17 protein-coding genes are annotated in these 18,854 nt (G+C 76.6%); 9 read left to right on the top strand and 8 right to left on the bottom strand.

Translation table 11 applies throughout. The features are described 5' to 3' along the window. Nucleotides 1–4: 4 nt before the first annotated feature. Entirely contained in the window at nucleotides 5–724 is a 720-nt protein-coding gene (locus WAA21_RS01945) for a hemerythrin domain-containing protein (RefSeq protein ID WP_336921052.1), read from the bottom strand. A gap of 165 nt (nucleotides 725–889) precedes the next feature. On the opposite strand from WAA21_RS01945, the gene WAA21_RS01940 reads away from it, so the two are divergent. After that, nucleotides 890–3,820 carry an AAA family ATPase gene (locus WAA21_RS01940; RefSeq protein ID WP_336921051.1) on the top strand — a complete coding sequence of 977 codons (2,931 nt, stop codon included), beginning with the start codon at nucleotides 890–892 and terminating at the stop codon, nucleotides 3,818–3,820. Beyond that, nucleotides 3,748–4,362: a hypothetical protein gene (locus WAA21_RS01935; protein WP_336921050.1), complete on the top strand. Its 615-nt coding sequence runs from the start codon at nucleotides 3,748–3,750 to the stop codon at nucleotides 4,360–4,362. The genes WAA21_RS01940 and WAA21_RS01935 overlap by 73 nt, the downstream gene beginning before the upstream one ends. 370 nt (nucleotides 4,363–4,732) lie before the next feature. Here the strand turns inward: WAA21_RS01935 and WAA21_RS01930 are convergent, their stop codons facing one another. Together WAA21_RS01930 and WAA21_RS01925 are read right to left on the bottom strand one after the other, a co-directional pair. Beyond that, nucleotides 4,733–5,740: an SDR family oxidoreductase gene (locus WAA21_RS01930; RefSeq protein WP_336921049.1), complete on the bottom strand. Its 1,008-nt coding sequence runs from the start codon at nucleotides 5,738–5,740 to the stop codon at nucleotides 4,733–4,735. 99 nt (nucleotides 5,741–5,839) lie between these two features. Beyond that, nucleotides 5,840–6,955 (bottom strand): response regulator transcription factor, encoded by a 1,116-nt coding sequence (locus WAA21_RS01925; protein WP_336921048.1) that lies wholly within the window; start codon nucleotides 6,953–6,955, stop codon nucleotides 5,840–5,842. A gap of 187 nt (nucleotides 6,956–7,142) precedes the next feature. On the opposite strand from WAA21_RS01925, the gene WAA21_RS01920 reads away from it, so the two are divergent. Further along, nucleotides 7,143–8,612 (top strand): FAD-binding oxidoreductase, encoded by a 1,470-nt coding sequence (locus WAA21_RS01920; RefSeq protein WP_336921047.1) that lies wholly within the window; start codon nucleotides 7,143–7,145, stop codon nucleotides 8,610–8,612. Nucleotides 8,613–8,793: 181 nt separating this feature from the next. Here the strand turns inward: WAA21_RS01920 and WAA21_RS01915 are convergent, their stop codons facing one another. Next, a complete protein-coding gene (locus WAA21_RS01915) occupies nucleotides 8,794–9,369 on the bottom strand; it encodes a GNAT family N-acetyltransferase (RefSeq protein WP_336921046.1) in 576 nt (191 codons plus the stop codon). A gap of 67 nt (nucleotides 9,370–9,436) precedes the next feature. On the opposite strand from WAA21_RS01915, the gene WAA21_RS01910 reads away from it, so the two are divergent. The 3 genes from WAA21_RS01910 to WAA21_RS01900 all read left to right on the top strand — a co-directional run bounded on the left by WAA21_RS01910 (nucleotide 9,437) and on the right by WAA21_RS01900 (nucleotide 11,051). Next, nucleotides 9,437–10,033, top strand: a complete 597-nt coding sequence (locus WAA21_RS01910; protein WP_336921045.1) for a YdeI/OmpD-associated family protein — start codon at nucleotides 9,437–9,439, stop codon at nucleotides 10,031–10,033. Between the two features lie 53 nt (nucleotides 10,034–10,086). Beyond that, nucleotides 10,087–10,476, top strand: a complete 390-nt coding sequence (locus WAA21_RS01905) for a nucleotidyltransferase domain-containing protein (protein WP_336921044.1) — start codon at nucleotides 10,087–10,089, stop codon at nucleotides 10,474–10,476. Nucleotides 10,477–10,793: 317 nt separating this feature from the next. After that, nucleotides 10,794–11,051: a hypothetical protein gene (locus WAA21_RS01900; RefSeq protein ID WP_336921043.1), complete on the top strand. Its 258-nt coding sequence runs from the start codon at nucleotides 10,794–10,796 to the stop codon at nucleotides 11,049–11,051. 6 nt (nucleotides 11,052–11,057) lie between these two features. On the opposite strand, the gene WAA21_RS01895 is transcribed toward WAA21_RS01900, so the two are convergent. Together WAA21_RS01895 and WAA21_RS01890 are read right to left on the bottom strand one after the other, a co-directional pair. Then, nucleotides 11,058–11,969 carry a 2-hydroxyacid dehydrogenase gene (locus WAA21_RS01895; RefSeq protein WP_336921042.1) on the bottom strand — a complete coding sequence of 304 codons (912 nt, stop codon included), beginning with the start codon at nucleotides 11,967–11,969 and terminating at the stop codon, nucleotides 11,058–11,060. Between the two features lie 72 nt (nucleotides 11,970–12,041). Then, nucleotides 12,042–12,734, bottom strand: coding sequence for a hypothetical protein (locus tag WAA21_RS01890; protein ID WP_336921041.1), 693 nt, complete (start codon nucleotides 12,732–12,734; stop codon nucleotides 12,042–12,044). A 209-nt stretch (nucleotides 12,735–12,943) separates the two neighbouring features. On the opposite strand from WAA21_RS01890, the gene WAA21_RS01885 reads away from it, so the two are divergent. From WAA21_RS01885 to WAA21_RS01875, 3 genes are read left to right on the top strand one after another with little or no spacing between them, the layout of a single operon-like run. Beyond that, nucleotides 12,944–13,552: an AraC family transcriptional regulator gene (locus WAA21_RS01885; RefSeq protein ID WP_336921040.1), complete on the top strand. Its 609-nt coding sequence runs from the start codon at nucleotides 12,944–12,946 to the stop codon at nucleotides 13,550–13,552. A 10-nt stretch (nucleotides 13,553–13,562) separates the two neighbouring features. Continuing rightward, nucleotides 13,563–13,985, top strand: a complete 423-nt coding sequence (locus tag WAA21_RS01880; protein WP_336921039.1) for a VOC family protein — start codon at nucleotides 13,563–13,565, stop codon at nucleotides 13,983–13,985. Continuing rightward, nucleotides 13,982–14,443, top strand: coding sequence for a DoxX family protein (locus tag WAA21_RS01875; protein WP_336921038.1), 462 nt, complete (start codon nucleotides 13,982–13,984; stop codon nucleotides 14,441–14,443). Before WAA21_RS01880 ends, WAA21_RS01875 begins: the two co-directional genes overlap by 4 nt. On the opposite strand, the gene WAA21_RS01870 is transcribed toward WAA21_RS01875, so the two are convergent. Next, nucleotides 14,383–15,597: a cysteine desulfurase-like protein gene (locus WAA21_RS01870; RefSeq protein ID WP_336921037.1), complete on the bottom strand. Its 1,215-nt coding sequence runs from the start codon at nucleotides 15,595–15,597 to the stop codon at nucleotides 14,383–14,385. The two genes, WAA21_RS01875 and WAA21_RS01870, sit on opposite strands and share 61 nt — an antisense overlap. 46 nt (nucleotides 15,598–15,643) lie before the next feature. Then, nucleotides 15,644–18,790: a hypothetical protein gene (locus tag WAA21_RS01865; RefSeq protein WP_336921036.1), complete on the bottom strand. Its 3,147-nt coding sequence runs from the start codon at nucleotides 18,788–18,790 to the stop codon at nucleotides 15,644–15,646. Nucleotides 18,791–18,854: the final 64 nt, after the last annotated feature.

Genomic DNA, 18,854 nt, shown 5'->3' with positions numbered 1-18,854 from the left:
CGCCTCACGCGTAGCCGAACGCGCGCCGCTCCTTGCGCTCGTAGCCGATGCGCGCGAGGCGGAGGGCGAGGCCGTACCCGGGCGGGGCGTCTGCCAGGACGCGACGCAGGACGGGCTCCGGCAGCTCGTCGGCCATCCACGGCAGCATGAAGCCGAACATGAGCGACGCCGGGTAGCCGGACCGCGCGGCGCGCTCCGTCGTCTCGTGGTCCGCGGCGGTGAACAGCCGCTGCCACAGCGGCAGCGCGTCCGTCTCCTCGTGCGCGAGGTGGGCGAGCAGGGCGGCGCGGGCCGAGGCGATGGTCACGGCGAGGGCGTTGCGGTGGTCGGAGCACGGGTGCTCGACCATGTCCCGCAGCGCCGACCCGCACGCGTGCAGCGCGGGGTCGATCTGGTCGTGCTCGGCCTCCATGGCGTCGAGCACCTCCACCGCCGCCGGCTCGCCGGCCTCGGTCGCCCGCGTCTTCATGAGCGGCCACGCCGTGTCGTCCTCGACGGTGTGGTGGTGGTGCAGCACCTCGCCGAAGCGGTGCCAGCGCTGCTCCAGCGCCCGCCACGTCGCGGCCGCCTCGACGGGGGTCGCCCGGGCGGCAGCCTCGAAGCGGCCGAGGTCGCGGCGGAAGGCGTGGTGCATGAGGTACATGCCGGTCTGGTCGTGCGGGCCGTCGGCGACGTGGGCCTGGCCGGGCAGGTCGACCTGAGTCGTGCCGGAGGTGGTGGTCATGGCTGCTCTCCTCGTGGGGGCCGCCCGGTGTCCGGCGGCCTGGTGGGGCGTCCCGGCCGTCCGCCGGGCGTCGGGACGAGCCTGACCGGCGCCCCTTGGGTCGGGCTTGGGCCGGGCTTGCACGTTGCCGGGTACGACGGCCGGGTCGCCGCCTACCGTGTGCGCGTGCGCCTCCTCGTGCTCGGGTCCACGCGGGTCCCCGGCCCCTCGGGCGACGGGGGAGCGGCGGCCGCACCGGTCGGCGCGCGCAAGCCTCGGGCGCTGCTGGCGGCCCTGGCGATGACGCCGGGGCGTCCCGTGTCCCTCGACGCGCTCGCCGACCTCGTCTGGGACGGTGCGCCGCCGCGCGCGGTCCGCTCCGCCGTCCACGCGTACGTGTCGGGCCTGCGGACGGTGCTGCGCGGGTCCGCGGCCGACGGCGGCGCCGCCATCGTCACCACCGACCACGGCTACGTCCTCGACGTGGCGCCCGACGAGGTCGACGCACACGCCTTCGCGCGCGAGGTCGACGACTGCCTGCGCGTGCTCGACCCGCTGCCGGCCCGGCTGCCGGGCGGTGCCGGCCCGCCGCTGCCCGGTCGCGACGTGGTGCTGGGGACGGTCGAGCGGCTCGAGGCCGTCGACGCGTGGTGGGGCGGGACGCCCTACGCCGACCTGCCCGCCCACCTCGACGTCGAGCAGGAGCGCGCGGGGCTGGAGCGCCGCCGCGCCGAGGGCCGGCTCGCCCGGGCGACGGCGCTGCTCGCCACCGGCGACGCGTCCGGCGCCCTCGCGTGGACGGCGGACGCGACGGCCGAGCAGCCGCTGTCGGAGCAGGTGTGGGCCCTGCACGCGCTCGCCCTCTACCGCTCGGGACGCCAGGTCGAGGCGCTCGACGCGCTACGGACCCTGCGCGAGGCGCTCGCCGACCAGCTCGGCCTCGACCCCACCCCGCGCGTGCAGGACCTCGAGCGGCGCGTGCTCCGGCAGGAGGCCGCCCTCCTCGTCCCTCTGCTGCCCCCGCCGCCCGTCGCCGCGCCGGCCCCGCCGGCCCCGCCGGCCCGGCAGAGTGAGCCGGCGAGCGCGCCGTCGAGCGAGGTACCGGGTGAGCCGTCGGGCGAGGCGCCGGGCGACCTGCCGAGCGGGCCCTCGAGCGAGCCGTCGAGCGAGCCGGCGTCCGTGCCGGGACCACCGGCTCTCGTCGGACGGGCCGAGGAGCAGGCCGCGCTCTCAGGCCTGCTCGACGCGGCGCTCGCAGGCCGTACCGCCGTCGGCGTGGTCGTGGGGGAGCCAGGCATCGGCAAGAGCGCGCTGCTCGGCGACCTCGCCGCCGCGGCCCGGGCCCGGGGCGTGACGGTCGCGACCGGGCGCTGCTCGCAGGACGACGGCGCGCCCCCGCTCTGGCCGTTCCTGCAGGTGCTGCGCGACCTCGGCGCCGGCGCCGCCTCACCGCTCGAGCTCGTCCCCACCGGCGACGCACCCGCCTTCGGCACGTGGGAGCGCGTCGCCCGCGGGGTGCTCGACGCGGCGGCCGAGCGCCCCGTCCTGCTCGTGCTCGACGACCTGCACTGGGCCGACGAGGCGACGCACCGGGCGCTCGCGCACCTGCTCGGCAGCGCCCCCGACGACGCCCGCCTCGCCCTCGTCGTGTCCCGCCGCGCGCACCCCGAGCCGTCGGGCACGCTCGCGCTCGCCGCCGACGCCCTCGCGCGGCGCCAGAGCGTGCGCCTCGACCTGCGCGGCCTCGGCGTCGCCGCCGCGGCCGAGCTCGTGCGCCCGCTCGCGCACGCCGACGTGCCCGACGGCGAGGTCGCCGCCTGGCACCAGCGCTGCGGCGGCAACCCGTTCTACCTCGCCGAGCTCGCCCGGGTCACCGCCACCGGCGGCAGCGCGGACGCCGTGCCCGGAGGCGTCCTCGACGTCGTACGACGCCGGCTCGGGGACCTGCCCGAGGTCACGCAGGAGCTGCTTCGCACGGCCGCGGTCGTCGGACGCTCCTTCGGCTCCGCCCTCGTGGCCGCCGCGAGCGACGCCGAGGAGGACGCGGCCGAGGACGCGCTCGCCGTCGCCGTCGCGCAGGGGCTCGTCGCGGAGACCGGCACCGGCACGTGGGCCTTCGCGCACGCGCTGACACGGGACGCGGTGCTCCGCACGCTCGGAGCGTCGCAGCAGGCACGTCGCCACGCCCGGCTCGCGCGGCTGCTCGAGGAGGCGGACGCCCGCTACGTGGAGCCCGACGAGCGCACCACGGAGCTCGCGCGGCACTGGACCGCGGCCGGCCCGTCGCACGCCGACCGGGCGTGGCCCGCGGCGCGCGCGGCGGCCGACCAGGCCCGAGCCCTGTCGGCGCACCTGGAGGCGTTCAAGTGGCGGGAGGCGGCCGTGGCCGCGCAGCGCCGCAGCTCGCGCTCGGACCCGATCGACCGCTACCGGCTCCTGCTCGACCTCGCCCAGGACGCCGCCCTCGCCGCGGTGTGGCCGCCGGTCGTGGAGGCGTGCACGGAGGCAGTCGCGATCGCGCGGGGGGTCGGCGACCCCGAGCTCGCCGCCACGGCCGCGGCGGGCCTCAACCGGTACGCGCTGTGGACACCGCAGGAGTGGGACGTCGTCGACGGGCCGACCTGCTCGAGGACCTGCGCTGGGCGCTCGAGGCGCTGCCGAGCGGCGACAGCCCCGCGCGGTGCCGCCTCCTGCTCTCCCTCGCGGTGCAGCTGTACTACGACCGAGGGGCCGCGGCGGAGCGCGCCGCCCTCGTCGAGGCGGGTCTCGCGACCGCCCGTCGCCTCGACGACCCCTGGCTGCTGTGGTGGGCGTACCGGGCCGCCTGGCACGCGACGTGGTTCCCGGCGCGCCTCGACGAGCAGCTCGGGTACGCCGAGGAGGCCCTGCGCGCGGCGGAGCGGGCGGGCGACCCCGCCGCGGAGTCGGTGGCGGCACTCGCTCTCGCCGGCAACCGGCTGGAGCGCGAGGGGCCCGACGGGTGGGCGGAGCTCGCCGAGCGCGCCGACGCCCTCGCCCGCCGCCACCGGCTGCCCTACGTGCGCATGGCGCGCCACCTCGTCGAGTCGAACCTCGCGACGCTGCGCGGCGACGCCGCGGCCCTGCAGGAGTCGGTGACGCTGTACTACGACGCGCTGCGCGACGTCGCCGTCCCGGGGCCGCAGCGTGAGGCGAACATGGACGCGCTGCTGCTCCACATGTGGGACGAGTCCCTCGCCGAGCACAGCGCCGTCATCGACGCGGCGGCCGACCTGCACCCCATGCTGTGGCCGATCCTGCACGCCGCTCTCGCCCGGTCCGACCGGCCCGACCAGCTGCGCGTGGCGCTGGCGCACCACCCGCTGCCGGACCTCGCCGGGCTGTGGTCGAGCACGTGGACGCACTGCTGGGAGGCCGAGGCGGCGGCCGCCGCCGGCGACGCCGCACGGGCGGCGCGCGTGCTGCCGCTGCTGCGGCCGCTCGCCGGACGCATGTGCGTCGCCGGCATCGCCATCGCGCAGGGGCCGGTCGACGGGTACCTCGCGCTCGCCGCCGCGACGGCGGGGGAGCGGGACGAGGCACGGCGGCACGGTGACGTGGCGGAGCGCCTCGCGCGGGACTGGGGGCTGGACCGCTACCTGGACTGGCTGCGCGAGCGTCGCGCCGACCTCGGCTTCTGAAGCCGGATCGGCTTCGAGGGCGGCCCGTCCGCCGGCCGGTCGAAGCCGGTCGAAGCCGGTCGAGGCCGGTCATGGTCGGTCGTGCACGACCTGCGGAGGGAGTGGTGTGTCCCGCTCCGCTCACGCACGACTGTGTCGCGCACGACTGTGTCGCGCACGACTGTGTCGCGCACCACACAGTCGTGCGCGACACAGTCGTGCGTCGACGGTGCTCGGAAGGACCCGCTCTCAGGTGGTCGTGCACGACTGTTGTGAGTCGCCGTCCGCTGGGTCCGACCCGTCACATCGCGCACGCGTGACCGTCCGGGGCCGCGGGCTCACCCGTCGTGGTCGGGCACGTCCGTCCGGCTCGCCCGACGGACGAGCCCGCTCAGGCGGTGCCGGCTCCTGCGCCGGCCGGCACGGCTCCGGCGTCGGCACGCTCGTCCTGCTCCTCGGCCCGCCAGGCGGTCACGGTGTCGCGCACGTAGGTGGCGAAGTCGCGCGGCTCGCGGCCGAGCAGCTCCCGGGTGGCGGCGACGTCGCGCGGCTTCGTCGGCATCGAGATGCGACGGAGGACACGGAAGGACGCCGTCCAGTCCGCGAGGCGGTGCCCGGACAGGTACCGCGCGAAGGTCCGAGCCATGAGCTCGTCGTCGTCGCCGAGGTAGGCGACCGGGTGCCCGAGCTCCGCCGCCCACACGGCCGCGGACTCGGCGCCGCCGATCGACGCTGGGCCCGACACGTCGTACGCGCCGGGCGCGAGGTCGCCGTCGACGAGCGCGCGCGCCACCACGTCGCCCACGTCTCGCAGGTCGACCCGGTTGACGCCCTTCGCGCTGAGCGGCGTCACGTAGCGGCCGGCGCGGATCTCGTCGGCGAAGACCTCGTCGTTCTGCATGAAGTTGCCGGGCACGACGAGGACCGGGCGCAGCGGGTGCCGGGCGACCTCGCGCGCGAGGGCGATCTTGCCCCGGTAGTGGGGGAGCACCCGGCCCATGACGACGCGCATCACGGCCTCCGTCACCGGGTTCCGGGCGTGGACGTGGACGCCGGTGAAGACGAGCCGTACGCGCTCCGCCTCGCACGCCGCGAGGACGGTCCGCGCGAGCTCCCGCTCGTCCGTCTCGTGCGGGGTCACGTAGAAGGCGGCGCCGGCGCCGCGCAGGGCCGCGCGCAGCGAGGCGACGTCGCGCAGGTCGCCGCGGACCCGCTCGACGCCGGCGGGCACGTCGGCGCGGTCGGGGTCGCGCAGGAGGGCGCGGACGCGCGCCCCGCGGGCGAGCAGTGAGGCGACGACGTGCCGGCCGACCTGGCCGGTCGCGCCGATGACGAGGACAGGCGCGCCCGCGGGCAGCGGGCCCTGCAGGACGGGGACGGTGGGGCGGGACGGTGCCACGGGAGTGCCTCTCGTTCGGGGGCCGGGCTCGTCCCGGCGCTGCACCGAGCCTCGCCCCGCCCCCTTGCGCCGGCCTTGGCTGGTGCTTGGGCCCGGCCGTCAGCCCCAGGCGTCCGCGGGCTCGCGCACCTTCGGCACGTACCGGTCGAAGTACACGCGGGCGATGAGCTCGCGCCGGCTGCGGACGCCCGCCTTGTCGAAGACCGACTTGAGGTGGTCCTGCACCGTCCACGCCGACAGGTGCAGGCTCGTGGCGATCTCCTTGGTGTCGAGGCCCTGCAGCACGAGCTGGGTGACGTCGCGCTCGCGCGGGGTCAGGTCGTACGCCGCCACGACGAGCGGGACGACGTCGGGCGGACGCGCGTCGTCGATGGTCACGACGACGTCGCCGACGAGGCCGCCGGAGCCGTACATGGGCGAGGCGTGGAGCACGTGCCACATGCCGGTGCGCGAGCGGACCCGGGCGCGCGGTGGCAGGTCCACCTCGCCGCGGGCGTAGCGGCGGGCCGCGCCGACCAGCGACGTGATCATGCCGTCGGCCTCGGGCGTCGAGATGACGCCGAGGAGCTGCGAGACCCGCTCGGCGGCGCCGGCGCTGAACTGCTTCACCTGCCCATCGGGTCCCACGATGATGACCGCCGGCCCGCTCGCGACCGACGTGGTCTCCTCACCGGCGGACAGCAGCAGCCCCGTGCGGATGCCGAGGCACAGCGACGACGACAGCGCGTCCATCGTCGCGACGTCGTCCTCGTCGAAGCGCCCGCTCTCCGGGTCGCGGAACAGGGCGATGCCGCCCCACGCCTGGCCACGGTCCTTGGCGACGACCCGCAGCTCGTCGGTGTAGCCGTAGTGGGGCCGCATGAAGTCCTCGACCCGCCGGGTCGCCGCCTGCTCGTCGCGGCGCACGAGGCCGACGGCGACCGCAGGGTCCGGGCGCCGGGCGAGGTCGCGGAACGACGTCGCGTCCTCGGTGCCGTACTCGCGCAGGCCCCACTCGTGGTCGTGGTCGTCCCTGCCCCGCAGGTCGCCGAACTTCCACGTGCCGGTGAGCAGCAGGGTCGCCGGGTCGACGGACGCGACGCACGCCGCGACGAAGGGCACGGCGCGCGAGAAGGAGTCGAGCGCCTCGCCGAGGAAGGTCTCCAGGTCGAGCCCGGCGCGCGCGAGCACGTCGACGTCGCGCAGGACCCGCTGGGTGGTCAGGCCACGTGCCACGGAGGGAGTGTGGACCTCGCGGGCGCGCGAGCACCATCCCCAGTTCGCTGGGGGGTCGCCCGTTCCCACGGGAGCCCGGAGGGAGGTCCCCTCGCCCGGGGGACTGACGCATGTACGTGAACCGGCCCACGCTCCTCCTCGAGACGGCCCGCCCACCGGCGGGCACCAGACAGCAGGAGGAAGCACCGTGTCCGTCAGCACCCCGTCCGTCCCCGTCCCCGCCGAGCCGCCGGCCGCCGAGTCCGTCGAGACCAGCGAGACCGCCGAGACCGCCGAGACCGCCGAGGCCGTCGCCGTCGCGTCGGTGCTGGCGCTGCGCCACGAGCTCGGCGAGCTCGTGCGGCTGCCGAGCGACGACGACTTCGACGCCGCCCGCACGCCGTGGAACGTCGCCGTCGCCCAGCACCCGGCCGCCGTCGCGCTGCCGCAGACCGCCGAGGACGTCGTCCGCGTGGTCCGCGCGGCCGCCCGGCACGGCCTGCGCGTCGCCCCGCAGGGCACCGGCCACGGCGCCGGTCCCCTCGGGGAGCAGGACCTGAGCCGCACCGTCCTGCTGCGCACCACCGCCCTGCGGGACGTGACGGTCGACCCGGTCGCGCGCACGGCGCGCGTCGGCGCCGGAGCGGTGTGGGACGACGTCGTGCCGCTCGCGGCCGAGCACGCCCTCGCGGCGCTGCACGGGTCCTCGCCCGACGTCGGCGTCGCCGGGTTCTGCCTGGGCGGCGGCATCGGCTGGTACGCGCGCGCCCACGGCCTCGCGACCAACGCCGTCCGGGCACTGGAGGTCGTGACGGCCGGCGGCGACCTCGTGCGCTGCGACGCCGACACGGAGCCCGACCTCTTCTGGGCGCTGCGCGGCGGGGGCGGTGGTCTCGCGGTCGTGACGGCGCTCGAGATCGGGCTGCTGCCCGTCGCCGACGCGTACGCCGGCATGCTCCTGTGGGACGGCGAGCGGGCTCCCGACGTCGTGCGCGCGTGGGCGCGCTGGACCGCCGACCTGCCGGAGGACACGACGACGTCGTGCCGCGTCCTGCGCCTGCCGCCGCTGCCGGAGCTGCCGCCGTTCCTGTCCGGGCGCACCGTCGTCGTCGTCGACGGTGCCGTGCTGGCCGACGACGCCACCGGCACGGAACGCCTCGCTGCGCTGCGCGCCCTGGCCCCGGAGATCGACACCTTCGCGCGGACGCCCGCGACCGCGGTCACCAGGATCCACATGGACCCGGAGGGTCCGACGCCCTCCGTCGGCGGCTCGCGCCCGCTCCGCGCCCTGGAGGCGGACACGGTCGAGGCGTTCCTCGCGGCCGTGGGGCCGGGTGCGCCGACGTCCCTGCTCGTCGCGGAGCTGCGCCACCTCGGTGGCGCCCTGGCCCGTCCCGCGGCGGGCGGCGGGGTGCTCGACCACCTGCCGTTCGGCTACGTCGCGTTCTTCGCGGCCGTCACGCCGTTCCCGGAGGCGGTCACCGCCGGGCGCGCCGACGTCGCCGCCGCGCGCGACGCGCTGGCCCCGTGGGACGCCGACCGCGTGCTGCTCAACTTCGTCGAGGACGCGGGCGACACGTCGAAGGGCTACGCGCCGGCGGCGTGGCAGCGGCTGCAGGCGGTGCGGGCCGCGGTCGACCCGACCGGTCTGCTGCAGCCGAACCACGTCGCGCGCTGAGGCCCGGTCGGCCCCGCTCGAGCGGTGGACCGGTCGTGCGCGACCTTCCTCGGCGGGACGGGGTCATGGTGCCGCTCACGCACGACCGTGTCGCACACGACACGGTCGTGCGTGAGGCGTCTCCGCTGCACCCGTCCTCCGGACGGTCGTGCACGACGGTCCGGGCGGCGGTTCGGAACCGTCACCGGAGGTCGCGCCGCATGACGAGGCGCGGCAGCTTCGACGCGACCGCGTCGGTCTGCCCGACCACCTCGAACCCGGCGGCGGCGAACATCGCGCGCGTGCCGACGAACGCCATCGTCGTGTCCATCCGGCCCGGCGGGTCGACGGGGTACGCCTCGACGGCGGGGGCACCGTGGTCGGCGGCGTACGCGACGGCGCCCTCGAGCAACGGCGTCGTGACGCCCTGCCGTCGGTGGCCGCCGCGCACGACCACGCAGATGACCGACCACACCGGCACGTCGTCGACCGGGCGGATGAGGCGGCTGCTCACCAGCCGCGGGATCTCCGTGCGCGGTGAGATGCTCGCCCAGCCGACGGGCACGCCGTCGCGGTAGGTGACGACGCCGGGCGGGTGCTCGCGCTCGCACAGTCGGCGCATCGCCTGCTCGCGGCTGCCGCCGCCGAGCTGCGCGATGTCGCGCTGCGGCAGGCGGTGCGACAGGCACCAGCAGTGCGTCGCACGTCGGTTGGGGTTGATGACGTCGGCGAGGTCCTCGAAGCGGTCCGGCGTCACCGGGTGGGTCTCCCACGTCATGCCGGCCAGCATGCTGCGGGGCGCCGACAGCCGCTGCGCTGTCGGTGCCGCGTGGCACGGTAGGGGCGTGGCGGACAAGGTCGCGGCCGGCAGGCCGCAGGAGCAGGAGCTGACCGTCCCCGACGTCGAGGCGTGGCGGGCCTGGCTCGCGGCCAACGTCGACGACGAGGTCGGCGTGTGGCTCACGCTGGCGAAGAAGGGCACGACGAGCCCGACGAGCCTCACGTACGCGCAGGCGCTGCAGGAGGCGCTGTGCCAGGGGTGGATCGACGGTCAGACGAAGAGCGTCGACGAGCGCGTCTACCGGCAGCGCTTCACCCGCCGGCGCGCGCGGAGCCTGTGGTCCAAGCGCAACGTCGGATACGTCGCCGAGCTCACCGCGGCCGGTCGCATGCAGCCCAACGGTCTCGCCGAGGTCGAGCGGGCCAAGGCCGACGGCCGCTGGGACGCCGCCTACGCCGGGCCGGCGACGATCGAGGTGCCGCCCGAGCTGACGGCCGCGCTCGACGCGGAACCCGCCGCGCGGGCCGCCTTCGACGGGCTCAGTGGCCAGAACCGCTACGCCGTCCTGTTCCGCGTCACGACCGCAGCGAAGCCGGAGACGCGGGCGCGGCGGATCGAGACGCTGGTCGCCATGCTCGCGCGGGGCGAGACGCCGCACTGAGCGCACCGTCCGGCGCGGCCGGCGTCTGCGGGCACGTGGCTACTCTCGTCGTCGTGAGACGTGCCGAGGCGGTACCGCTCCCGGCGGGGTTGTCGGCAGACGACCTGCGGGCGCACCTCCGCGCCGCGGGTGCGGTCGTCGCCTTCCTGCACGGCAGCAGGGTCGCCGGGACCGCGCGCCCGGACTCCGACGTCGACGTCGCCGCCTGGTTCGGTCGGTCGGTCCCGGGCTGGGACGTGCCGTTGCCCACGGGCGTCGACCTCCTCGTCCTCGACGACGCAGGGCTCGAGCTGGCCGGCCGCGTCGCGCAGTACGGAGCGCTGCTCCTCGACGACGACCCGCCCACGCGCGTGGCGTGGCAGGCCGACCGCGCCAAGCGGTACCTCGACGAGGCCCACCGGCGCCGGGAGATCGCGGACACGGTCTTCGGGCGCCGACGCTGATGGTCGACGAGGGCCGCCTGGCGCGGCTGCTGCAGCGCCTCGGTGAGCAGACGGCCCACCTGCGCGCACGAGCCTCGCAGGACCGGGCGGCGTTGCTGCACGACCCACGGGCGGCAAGGTGACGATCAACCAGGTGTACCGGAGCGCGTTCACGGGTGGTGGCGTGGGGGCGGGGCTGGACTTCTTCACCAGGGAGGTTCCCGGCTCCTACGACCGTCTCGTCCGGCGCAATGAGAAGTAGGTCGGCCGCCCCTCGAGACCGCGGTCGAGTGGCACGACCAGCCCTGGCCCTCGCGGCCGTGATGCTTCTGGCCGCGTTGCTCCCGGCGTCTCGGGCGGACTCGACCCCGGCTGCGGTCGTCGTGCTGCTGACGGCGGCCGTGGTGACCGCCGCCGTCACGACGCTGCGTCGACCCACGCCCCGGGCCGTGGGTGTGGGCGTCTGCTTCCTTGCGGGCGGTGTCGCCGTGCGGCTCGTGAGTGGTGACACCGACCTGGCCGCCACCTGGTTCCTCGCGGCGCTCGGTGGAATCGGCCTCGGGGCGATCGTGAGCGCCCGCCGCGGAGCGCGGTGACGACCCTCAGTACGTCTCGCCCACGGTGTTGCTCGGCCGCTCCCCGCGCGCGAGCTGCAGCAGCTGCTCGCGGGCGACCGCCCACGCGCGCTCGTCGGAGCCGGCGGTATGCCCACCGACGTGCGGGGTGAGCAGCAGGCCGGGCGCGTCCCACAGCGGGTGCTCCGCCGGCAGCGGCTCGGGGTCGGTGACGTCGAGCGCGGCGAGCAGGCGTCCGGCGCGCAGCTCGGCGAGGAGCGCGTCGGTGTCGACGACCGGGCCGCGGGCGCCGTTGACGAGCACCGCGCCGTCCTTCATGCGGGCGAGGAACGCGGCGTCGACCAGCCCGCGCGTGGCGTCGGTGAGCGGCACGACGAGCACGACGGCGTCGGCGCCGGGCAGCAGGTCCGGCAGGTCGTCGACCCCGCGGACGCCGTCGCGGGCGGTGCGGGCGACGAGGGTGACGGTGCAGCCGAACCCGTCGAGGCGGGCCCGCGTCTGCTCGCCGAGGTCGCCCGCGCCGACGACGACCACGTGCGCGCCCTGCAGGCCGGGGCTGCCCACCTCGCGCCACTCGCGGCGGTCCTGCTGCCGGACGAAGCCGGGGACGGCGCGGCGCACCGCGAGCAGGACGGTGACCGCCCACTCCGCGGTCGACCCGCCGTGCGCGCCGCGCCCGTTGACGAGCGCGACGCCGTCGGGCAGCCGCCCGAGCCACGCCTCGACGCCGGCCGAGAGCGTCTGCACGACCTCGACGCCGTCGACGGCCTGCACCACGTCGAGCACGCCGTCGGTGGACTCCCCGGCCGTCACGACGGCGCGGGCCCGCTCGGGCCACGTGCTGCGGTCGGCGGTGTCGACGAGCACGGGCTCGAGGTCGTCGAGCCCGCTCAGCTCCTCGAGGCCGCGCTGGGTGAAGACGATGACGGTGGAGGGCACCCGTCGACCGTACGCGGGGACGGGGACGGTGGTCCGACGGGCCGGTCGGGCCGGTGCGGTGCGGGCGGCCGGTCAGCCGGCGCAGTCGACCCGCGGGTTCCACGGCGCGAAGACGCCGTCGGGGTTGGTCTCGTACAGCCACACGTGCATGTCGTAGTGGATCGGCATGCCGGGCGCGTGGCCGAGCATCGGGCCGTCGAACCCGCGGCCGAACAGCGACGGCCGGTCCTCGTCGGTGTCGAGGTCCTGGTCGGCGTCGACCGACAGCCACTCGACGCCCAGCAGCCGGGCGCCGCCGTCCGCCGTGGGCTCGTAGAGCACGACCGTCGGTGCCGAGGGGTCCGTGCTGCCGACCAGGTCCAGGTTCGTGTAGTGCACGCCCATGCCGCCGGCGTCCGACGTCTCGCACGGCGACGCCGGCACGTAGCCCTCGGCGAGCGCGACCTCGACGTCGGCGAAGCGCGCGAAGCGCTTGCGCGCCGCGGCGAGGTCCGCGCCGTTCCCGGCGCGGCTGTGCGTGCCGTCGGCCCGGTGGCCCTCGTGCCCGGCGTGCTCGCCGGTCGCGTTCCGGCCGAAGACGGCCGCGGTGGCGCTCGCCGCCTCGGTGCTGCCCTGCCCGGAGGCCGGACCGGCGAGCGCGACCGTGCCGGCTGCGAGCAGCGCGGTGGCGAGGAGCGGCAGGGCGACGGCGTGGGCGGACGTCGTGCGGCGGGCGGTGCGACGGGTGGTGCGGGCGGTGGTGCGGTGGGAACGGGTGCGGAGCACGTGGCTCTCCTCGGGTGCGGCGCCGGTCGCGGCGCGGTCGGTACGGGCGGTCGCCCGTCTGCCGAGGAGCCTCCGGGGCCCGGCTTGAGCACGGCTTGCATGCCGCTTGCCGGACGCTTGGGTGGTGCGGCCGCGGCCGACAGGATCCGTACGGGGGACCCGACCACACGACCCCGTCGCGGACCGAGCCCGACGTCTACGGTGCACCCGTGGGCCTCGCGAGGCGGTCGACGCCGCCCGGTCACCCGGACGTCTCGCGGCGCGAGGCCCTCAACCGCAGCATGCTGCGGGTGCGCGACGCGATCGACCGCCGCTACGCCGAGGAGCTCGACGTCACGGCCCTGGCCGCGCTCGCGCACGTGTCGCCGGACCACCTCATCCGCTCCTTCCGCACCGTCTTCGGGGAGACCCCGCACCGCTACCTGCAGCGGCGCCGGGTCGAGCGGGCGATGCACCTGCTGCGCACGACGACGACGCCCGTCACCGAGGTCTGCCTGCACGTCGGGTTCACGAGCCTCGGCACCTTCAGCCGCACGTTCCGCTCTGTCGTGGGGGAGTCCCCGACGGCGTACCGCTCGCGCGGGCGGGTGCCGGCGGTCCCGTCGTGCTTCGGCATGGCGTGGACGCGCCCGAGCACGGCCGCGGTCGTCGCCGTCGCCTCGCCGGACCCGTCGGACCCGTCCGACCCGCCGGACCCGCCGGACCCGCCGGACCCGCCGGACCCGCTGGACCCGCTGGACCCGCTGGACCCGCTGGACCCGCCGGGCCTGCCGGACCCGTCGGTTTCGGAGAAGCGCGAGGGCGACCAGTCTCCCTAGCGTCGGCGACGTGCTGAACCGCATCGTCTCCTCGCAGCTCTACGTCCTCGACCAGGACGAGGCGCTCGACTTCTACGTCGGCGTCCTCGGCCTGCGCGTCCACACCGACGCCGACCTCGGCTTCATGCGGTGGCTCACCGTGTGCGTGCCCGACGACCCCGACCACCAGATCCTGCTGGAGCGGCCCGCGCCGCCCGCGGTCGACGAGGCGACGGCGGCGTCGGTGCGGGAGAACGTCGCCAAGGGGGCAGGCGGCGGCTGGCTCATGTTCACCACCGACGACGCGCGGGCGACGTACGAGCGGCTGCGCGCGAAGGGCGTCGACATGACCTCGGAGCCGACCGAGCAGCCGTACGGCACCGACTTCGGGCTGCGCGACCCGTTCGGCAACGCCATCCGGATCGGCCAGCTGCACGGGCCGGCCGCCTCGTGACGCGGCAGCGGGGCCGGTGGCTCGCGGGGGTGCTGCTGAGCGGGCTCGTCGTCGCGTTCCTGCTGCTCGACGCGGTCGGGCACGTGCTCGGTCCGGCGCCGGTCGTCGAGGCGTCCGCCGCGATCGGCTGGCGGGCCGACCAGATGGTCGTCGTCGGGGTCGTCGCCCTCGCGTGCCTCGTCGTCCACGTCGTGCCGCGCACGGCCGTCGTCGGCGCCTTCCTGCTGACGGCTTACCTCGGGGGAGCGGTCGCGAGCAACCTGCGGGCGGACATGCCGCTGCTCACGCACGTGCTGTTCCCGGTGTGGGTGGCGGCGGCGCTGTGGGGCGGGCTGTGGCTGCGGGACGGACGGGTCGGTGAGGTCGTCCGCGCGGCGCTCGCGCGGCCGCGGGCGCCTCAGCGCAGCGCGTCGGCGAGCGCGTCGAGCAGCCGGTCGACGTCGCCGTCGTCGGTGTAGGGAGCGACACCCACCCGTAGTCCGCCGTCGTCGCCGAGCCCGAGCCATCGGCTCGCCTCGAGGGCGTAGAAGTGCCCGGCCGGCGCGTTGACGCCGGCGTCGGCCAGCGCCACCGCGAGGTCGGCGGCGGGACGCTGGTCCGAGGTGGCGAGCAGCGTGGGCGTCCGGCGAGCGGCGCGGGACCGGACGGTGAGGCCGAGGTCGAGCAGGCCCTGCTCGATGCGGGCGCGGAGCCGGTCCTCGTGCTGCTCGACGAGGTGCATCGCGGTCCGGAGCCGCTCGCGGCGGTCGGCGCCGCCCGGGCCCGCCGGCGCGAGCGAGGCGAGCAGGTCGACGGCCGCGGTCGTCCCGGCGAGCAGCTCGTACGGCAGGGTCCCGAGTTCGAACCGCTCCGGCACGGCGTCGCTGCTCGGCAGCAGCTTGTCCGGGCGCAGGCTCTCGAGCAGGTCGGGCGTCGCGGTGAGCACGCCGCAGTGCGGGCCGAGGAACTTGTACGGCGAGCACACGAGGCTGTCGGCGCCGGTCGCGGCGAGGTCGACGGGGGAGTGCGCGGCGAGGTGGACGGCGTCGACGTGCACGAGCGCGCCGGCCGTGTGCGCGGCCGCGGCGACGGCCGGCAGGTCCGGCATCGTGCCGATGAGGTTGGACGCGCCCGTGACGGCCACGAGCCGGGTGCGGGGGCCGAGCGCGGCGGCGACGTCGGCCGGGTCGAGCTCGCCGGTCGCGGGGTCGAACGGCACCCAGCGGACGACCGCGCCGACGGCCTCCGCGGCGAGCACCCACGGCCGGATGTTCGCGTCGTGGTCGAGGCGGGTGACGACGACCTCGTCGCCCGGCGCCCAGCTTTGCGACAGGGTGCGCGCGAGCTGGAACGTGAGCTCGGTCGCGCTCCGGCCGAAGGCGACCTGGTCGGGCCCGACGCCGAGCAGGTCGCCCATCGCCTCGCGCGCCGCGACGGTGAGCGCGTCGGCGTTGCGGGCGGCCTGCGTGAGGGCGCCGCGGTTGCTCAGCGGCGCGAGCAGCGCGTCGCGCACGGCGTCGGCGACGACGTCGGGGGTCTGGGTGCCGCCCGGGCCGTCGAAGTAGGCGGTCCCGTCGGCGAGCTGCGGGAAGTGCGCGCGCAGCGCCGCGACGTCGTAGGTGTCCTCGTGCACGCGGCGATGGTGCCAGCGGGTCAGGGTCGCGGAGGGCGCCGCCCCCTCACGTCCACCGGATCGAGCGGCTCGGGCCGGCCCCGGCCACGTAGCCCGCCCTCGGGACCGGGACGACGCGGTAGGCGAGCGTGGCGGCCGAGGACGAGCGCGACCGCGACACGGTGAAGCGGTAGGTGCTGCTGCTCGAGAGGGTCTGCTGCGCGACGGTGGTCCAGCCGCTGGAGCCCTTGACCTGGAGGCGCACGGGCAGGCCGGCGTGGTTCGGTGCGACGCCGCCGCTGAGGGTCGCGGTCGTGCCCCGTCGCGCCGTCGACGTGCTGAGGGCCGTCGTGACCGCCGTGCGCACGGCGAGGGGGCGCACCGGTGACACGGCCCCCGTCCGCCCGTCACCGCCGGCGAAGACGTAGCGGTACTCCGTGCCGATGAGCGGCCGGTGCCGCAGCTGAGCAGTGCCCAGGTACGTCGTCGCGCGGGCGAGCGTCGACCACGCCGCGCCGGAACCCGCGCGGCGCCCCTGGAGCGAGACCCGGACGCCGTGGACGGGGACGCCGTCGTCCTCGACGAGGGAGACGGTGTGGGCGACGTCCTGCGTCGTGCCGTACGTGACCGCGGAGGCGGGCCGACCGTCGAGGACCGTGCTGATGGTGGCGCGGGTGCCGACCGCGCGCACGACGCTCGTCGGACCCAGGTTCCCGGCGCGGTCGCGTGCGCACAGGGAGAAGGAGTACGTCGTGCCGGGCGTGACGCGCACGGACACCCACGTGCCGGTACCGCGGTACACGACGTCGGTCCCGGGCGACGACAGGCACCCCGCCGCGTCGGGGCCCTGACGGCGCGCGACGATGACGTCGGCCGTGTCGGGGTCCTCCGGTCGCGTCCAGCGCAGGGTCACCGAGTCGGTCGCGAAGGACGTGGCACCGACACCCACCCGTCCGGGTGGCACGTCGTCGAAGGGCACGACCCAGGGGGTGAGCAGCGACGACTCGCCGGGGCCGGGGCTGCTCGCCGCGACGACGGTGTAGCGGACGGGGACGCCGTTGGGCGCGGACAGCACCACCGACCGCTGGGTCGCGGGGATCTCCGTGGAGGAGTACGGCTCCCCGTCCTCGTACACGCGGTAGCCGTAGAGGGTGGCGCCGCGCGTGTCGACCGCACCCCAGGAGACCGTCACCTGCCCGTCGCCGCGCACCACGCGCACGTCGGGGGGCGCGGCCGGCGGTGCGGGCCGGAGCGTGATGCGGGAGACGGTGGTGTCGAGCGGCTGGTCCCCCAGCAGGAAGAGGTCCTCGGAGACCCCGGCGTGCAGCACCGGCGGGAACGGGTCGAGCGACGGTCCGTCCACCCGTCGGGCGGCGTGCCCGAGAGCCGGGTCGAGGGCGGCGCCGACCGTCCCGTCGAGCCGGTACGGCCGCAGCGTGGCGCCGGTGCTCACGTACACCCAGCCCACGAGCCGCGGCGCGAGCGACGGGGACCACCCGATGCCCACCGGGACGCCGGTCGACGACTCCGTGCCCGAGGCGGGGTCCCACACCCGAGCGGTCTCGGAGCCCTCGACCGCGAGCAGGACCTGGCCGTCGGGCATGACGGCGACCCGGTGCGGCGGTGCCCCGATGCCGTCGGCACGGGCGACCGTCCCGGTGGTGAGGTCGAGGTACTCCAGCGGGCCGTCGTACCCGGTGGCGAGGTAGACCCGTCGCAGCTTGGCGTCGGGCACGACGAGACGGGCGGCCGGACGGACGTCGGCGTCGGGCCACGGGACCGTCGACCACTCGGTGGCGAACGGCTCGCGGCGGCGGAGGACGCACGTGTCGACGTCGCGGCAGACGACCGCGACGACTGTCCCGACACCGACGACGGCGGCACGCCACGTGACCGGCCCGGTCCACCCGAGCCCCTCGGCCGCCTCGGCGGCGGTCGCGAGGACGCTGACGACGTCCTGCCGCCTGAGGTCCTCACCCATGTAGCGGACGTCCGTCGTGCTCACCACGGCCACGCCGCCGGAAGGACTGCGTTGCAGGTCGTAGGACGTGGACGACAGGTACGCCTGGCGGGGTGCCGTGCCCGGCGGGGAGGCGACGGTCGTCGTGACGTCCTCCCCGCGCCCGGCCAGGGGGGTCCCGGGGCCGCCGGCGTCCGCGCCGTCCACCCGGTAGGAGCGCAGGGACCACGCGCACGCGAGGAGCACCGTCGTGGCCTGCAGCAGCGGGCGCGGTTCGGTCCCGCAGCCGTCGTTCCGACCGGTCGACCACGGCTCGGACACGGTGCGCACCGTGGCGGCGGCACCGGCGACGACACGCAGCACGTACTGGTTACGGTCGAGGCGGTCCAGGACCGCGATGCGACCCGTGCTGTCCACCCCCAGACGCACCGGCTGCATGGCTGCGCCCACGGCGGGCACGCCGTCCGGGCGCTCGAGGGTGTCCGCCCAGCGCGCCGTCGTGCCGGCCACGAGCACCGGAAGACCTTTGCCGTGGCGGTACACGCCGGCGCCGTACGCCTCGTACAGCGTGCCGCCCGGCGTCTCCGCGAACACGCCCGGCTCGCGGTCCAGCAGCGTCCTGAGGGGTGTCGTGGCCGTCCAGCCGGCGGGAAGGGTCGCCGTACGGATGCCACCGTCGTGCCGCTCGGCGAGGACGAGCGAACCGTCGTAGCGGACCAGCAGCGGCCAGGACCCGCCGCTGCCCTGCGGGACGACGCGCACGGAGACCCGGTGGGTGAGCGGGTCGATCCGCAGCACGTGCAGGCTGTAGGCGAGCCACAGCGCGCCGTCGGCCGTCGACCACATGTCCGTCGGCGCCGGCAGGGCGACGTCCCGGGCGTAGGCGCCGTGCAGGGTGGTGACGGTCTCGGCGTCACCGCGCCGGCCGCTGCCGTACAGGTCGGTGACCCGGCCGCTGCTGTCGAGCACCCGGATCTGCTCCGACGCGTGGTCGTACCAGGCGAGCTCGCCGCGCGGCAGCGTCACGACGGTGCGCCAGCCCGGCCGCGCGAGCGCGTCCGTGCCCGGCCCGCCGTCGCCGACACCGCCACCGGCGTAGTGCACGGCCCGCCAGGGGGGAGCCGCCTCCGCCGCCCGGGCGTGCGGCAGCGTCGCGTCCGCCGTGAGCACCACGACGGCGAGCAGGGCGGCGAGCGCCGCCGCGACGACGCGGCGGACGTGCGCGACGCGGCCGGCGGGTCCGGACGTCGACATCGGTGTCCTCCCGGGAACGCCAGGGCCCGCATCGGGCTCGGTCAGCATGCACGTGGGCGGGCGG

The organism is Aquipuribacter sp. SD81, assembly GCF_037153975.1.
GTDB lineage: Bacteria > Actinomycetota > Actinomycetes > Actinomycetales > JBBAYJ01 > Aquipuribacter.
This window is presented reverse-complemented; position numbering and strand designations above follow the sequence as displayed.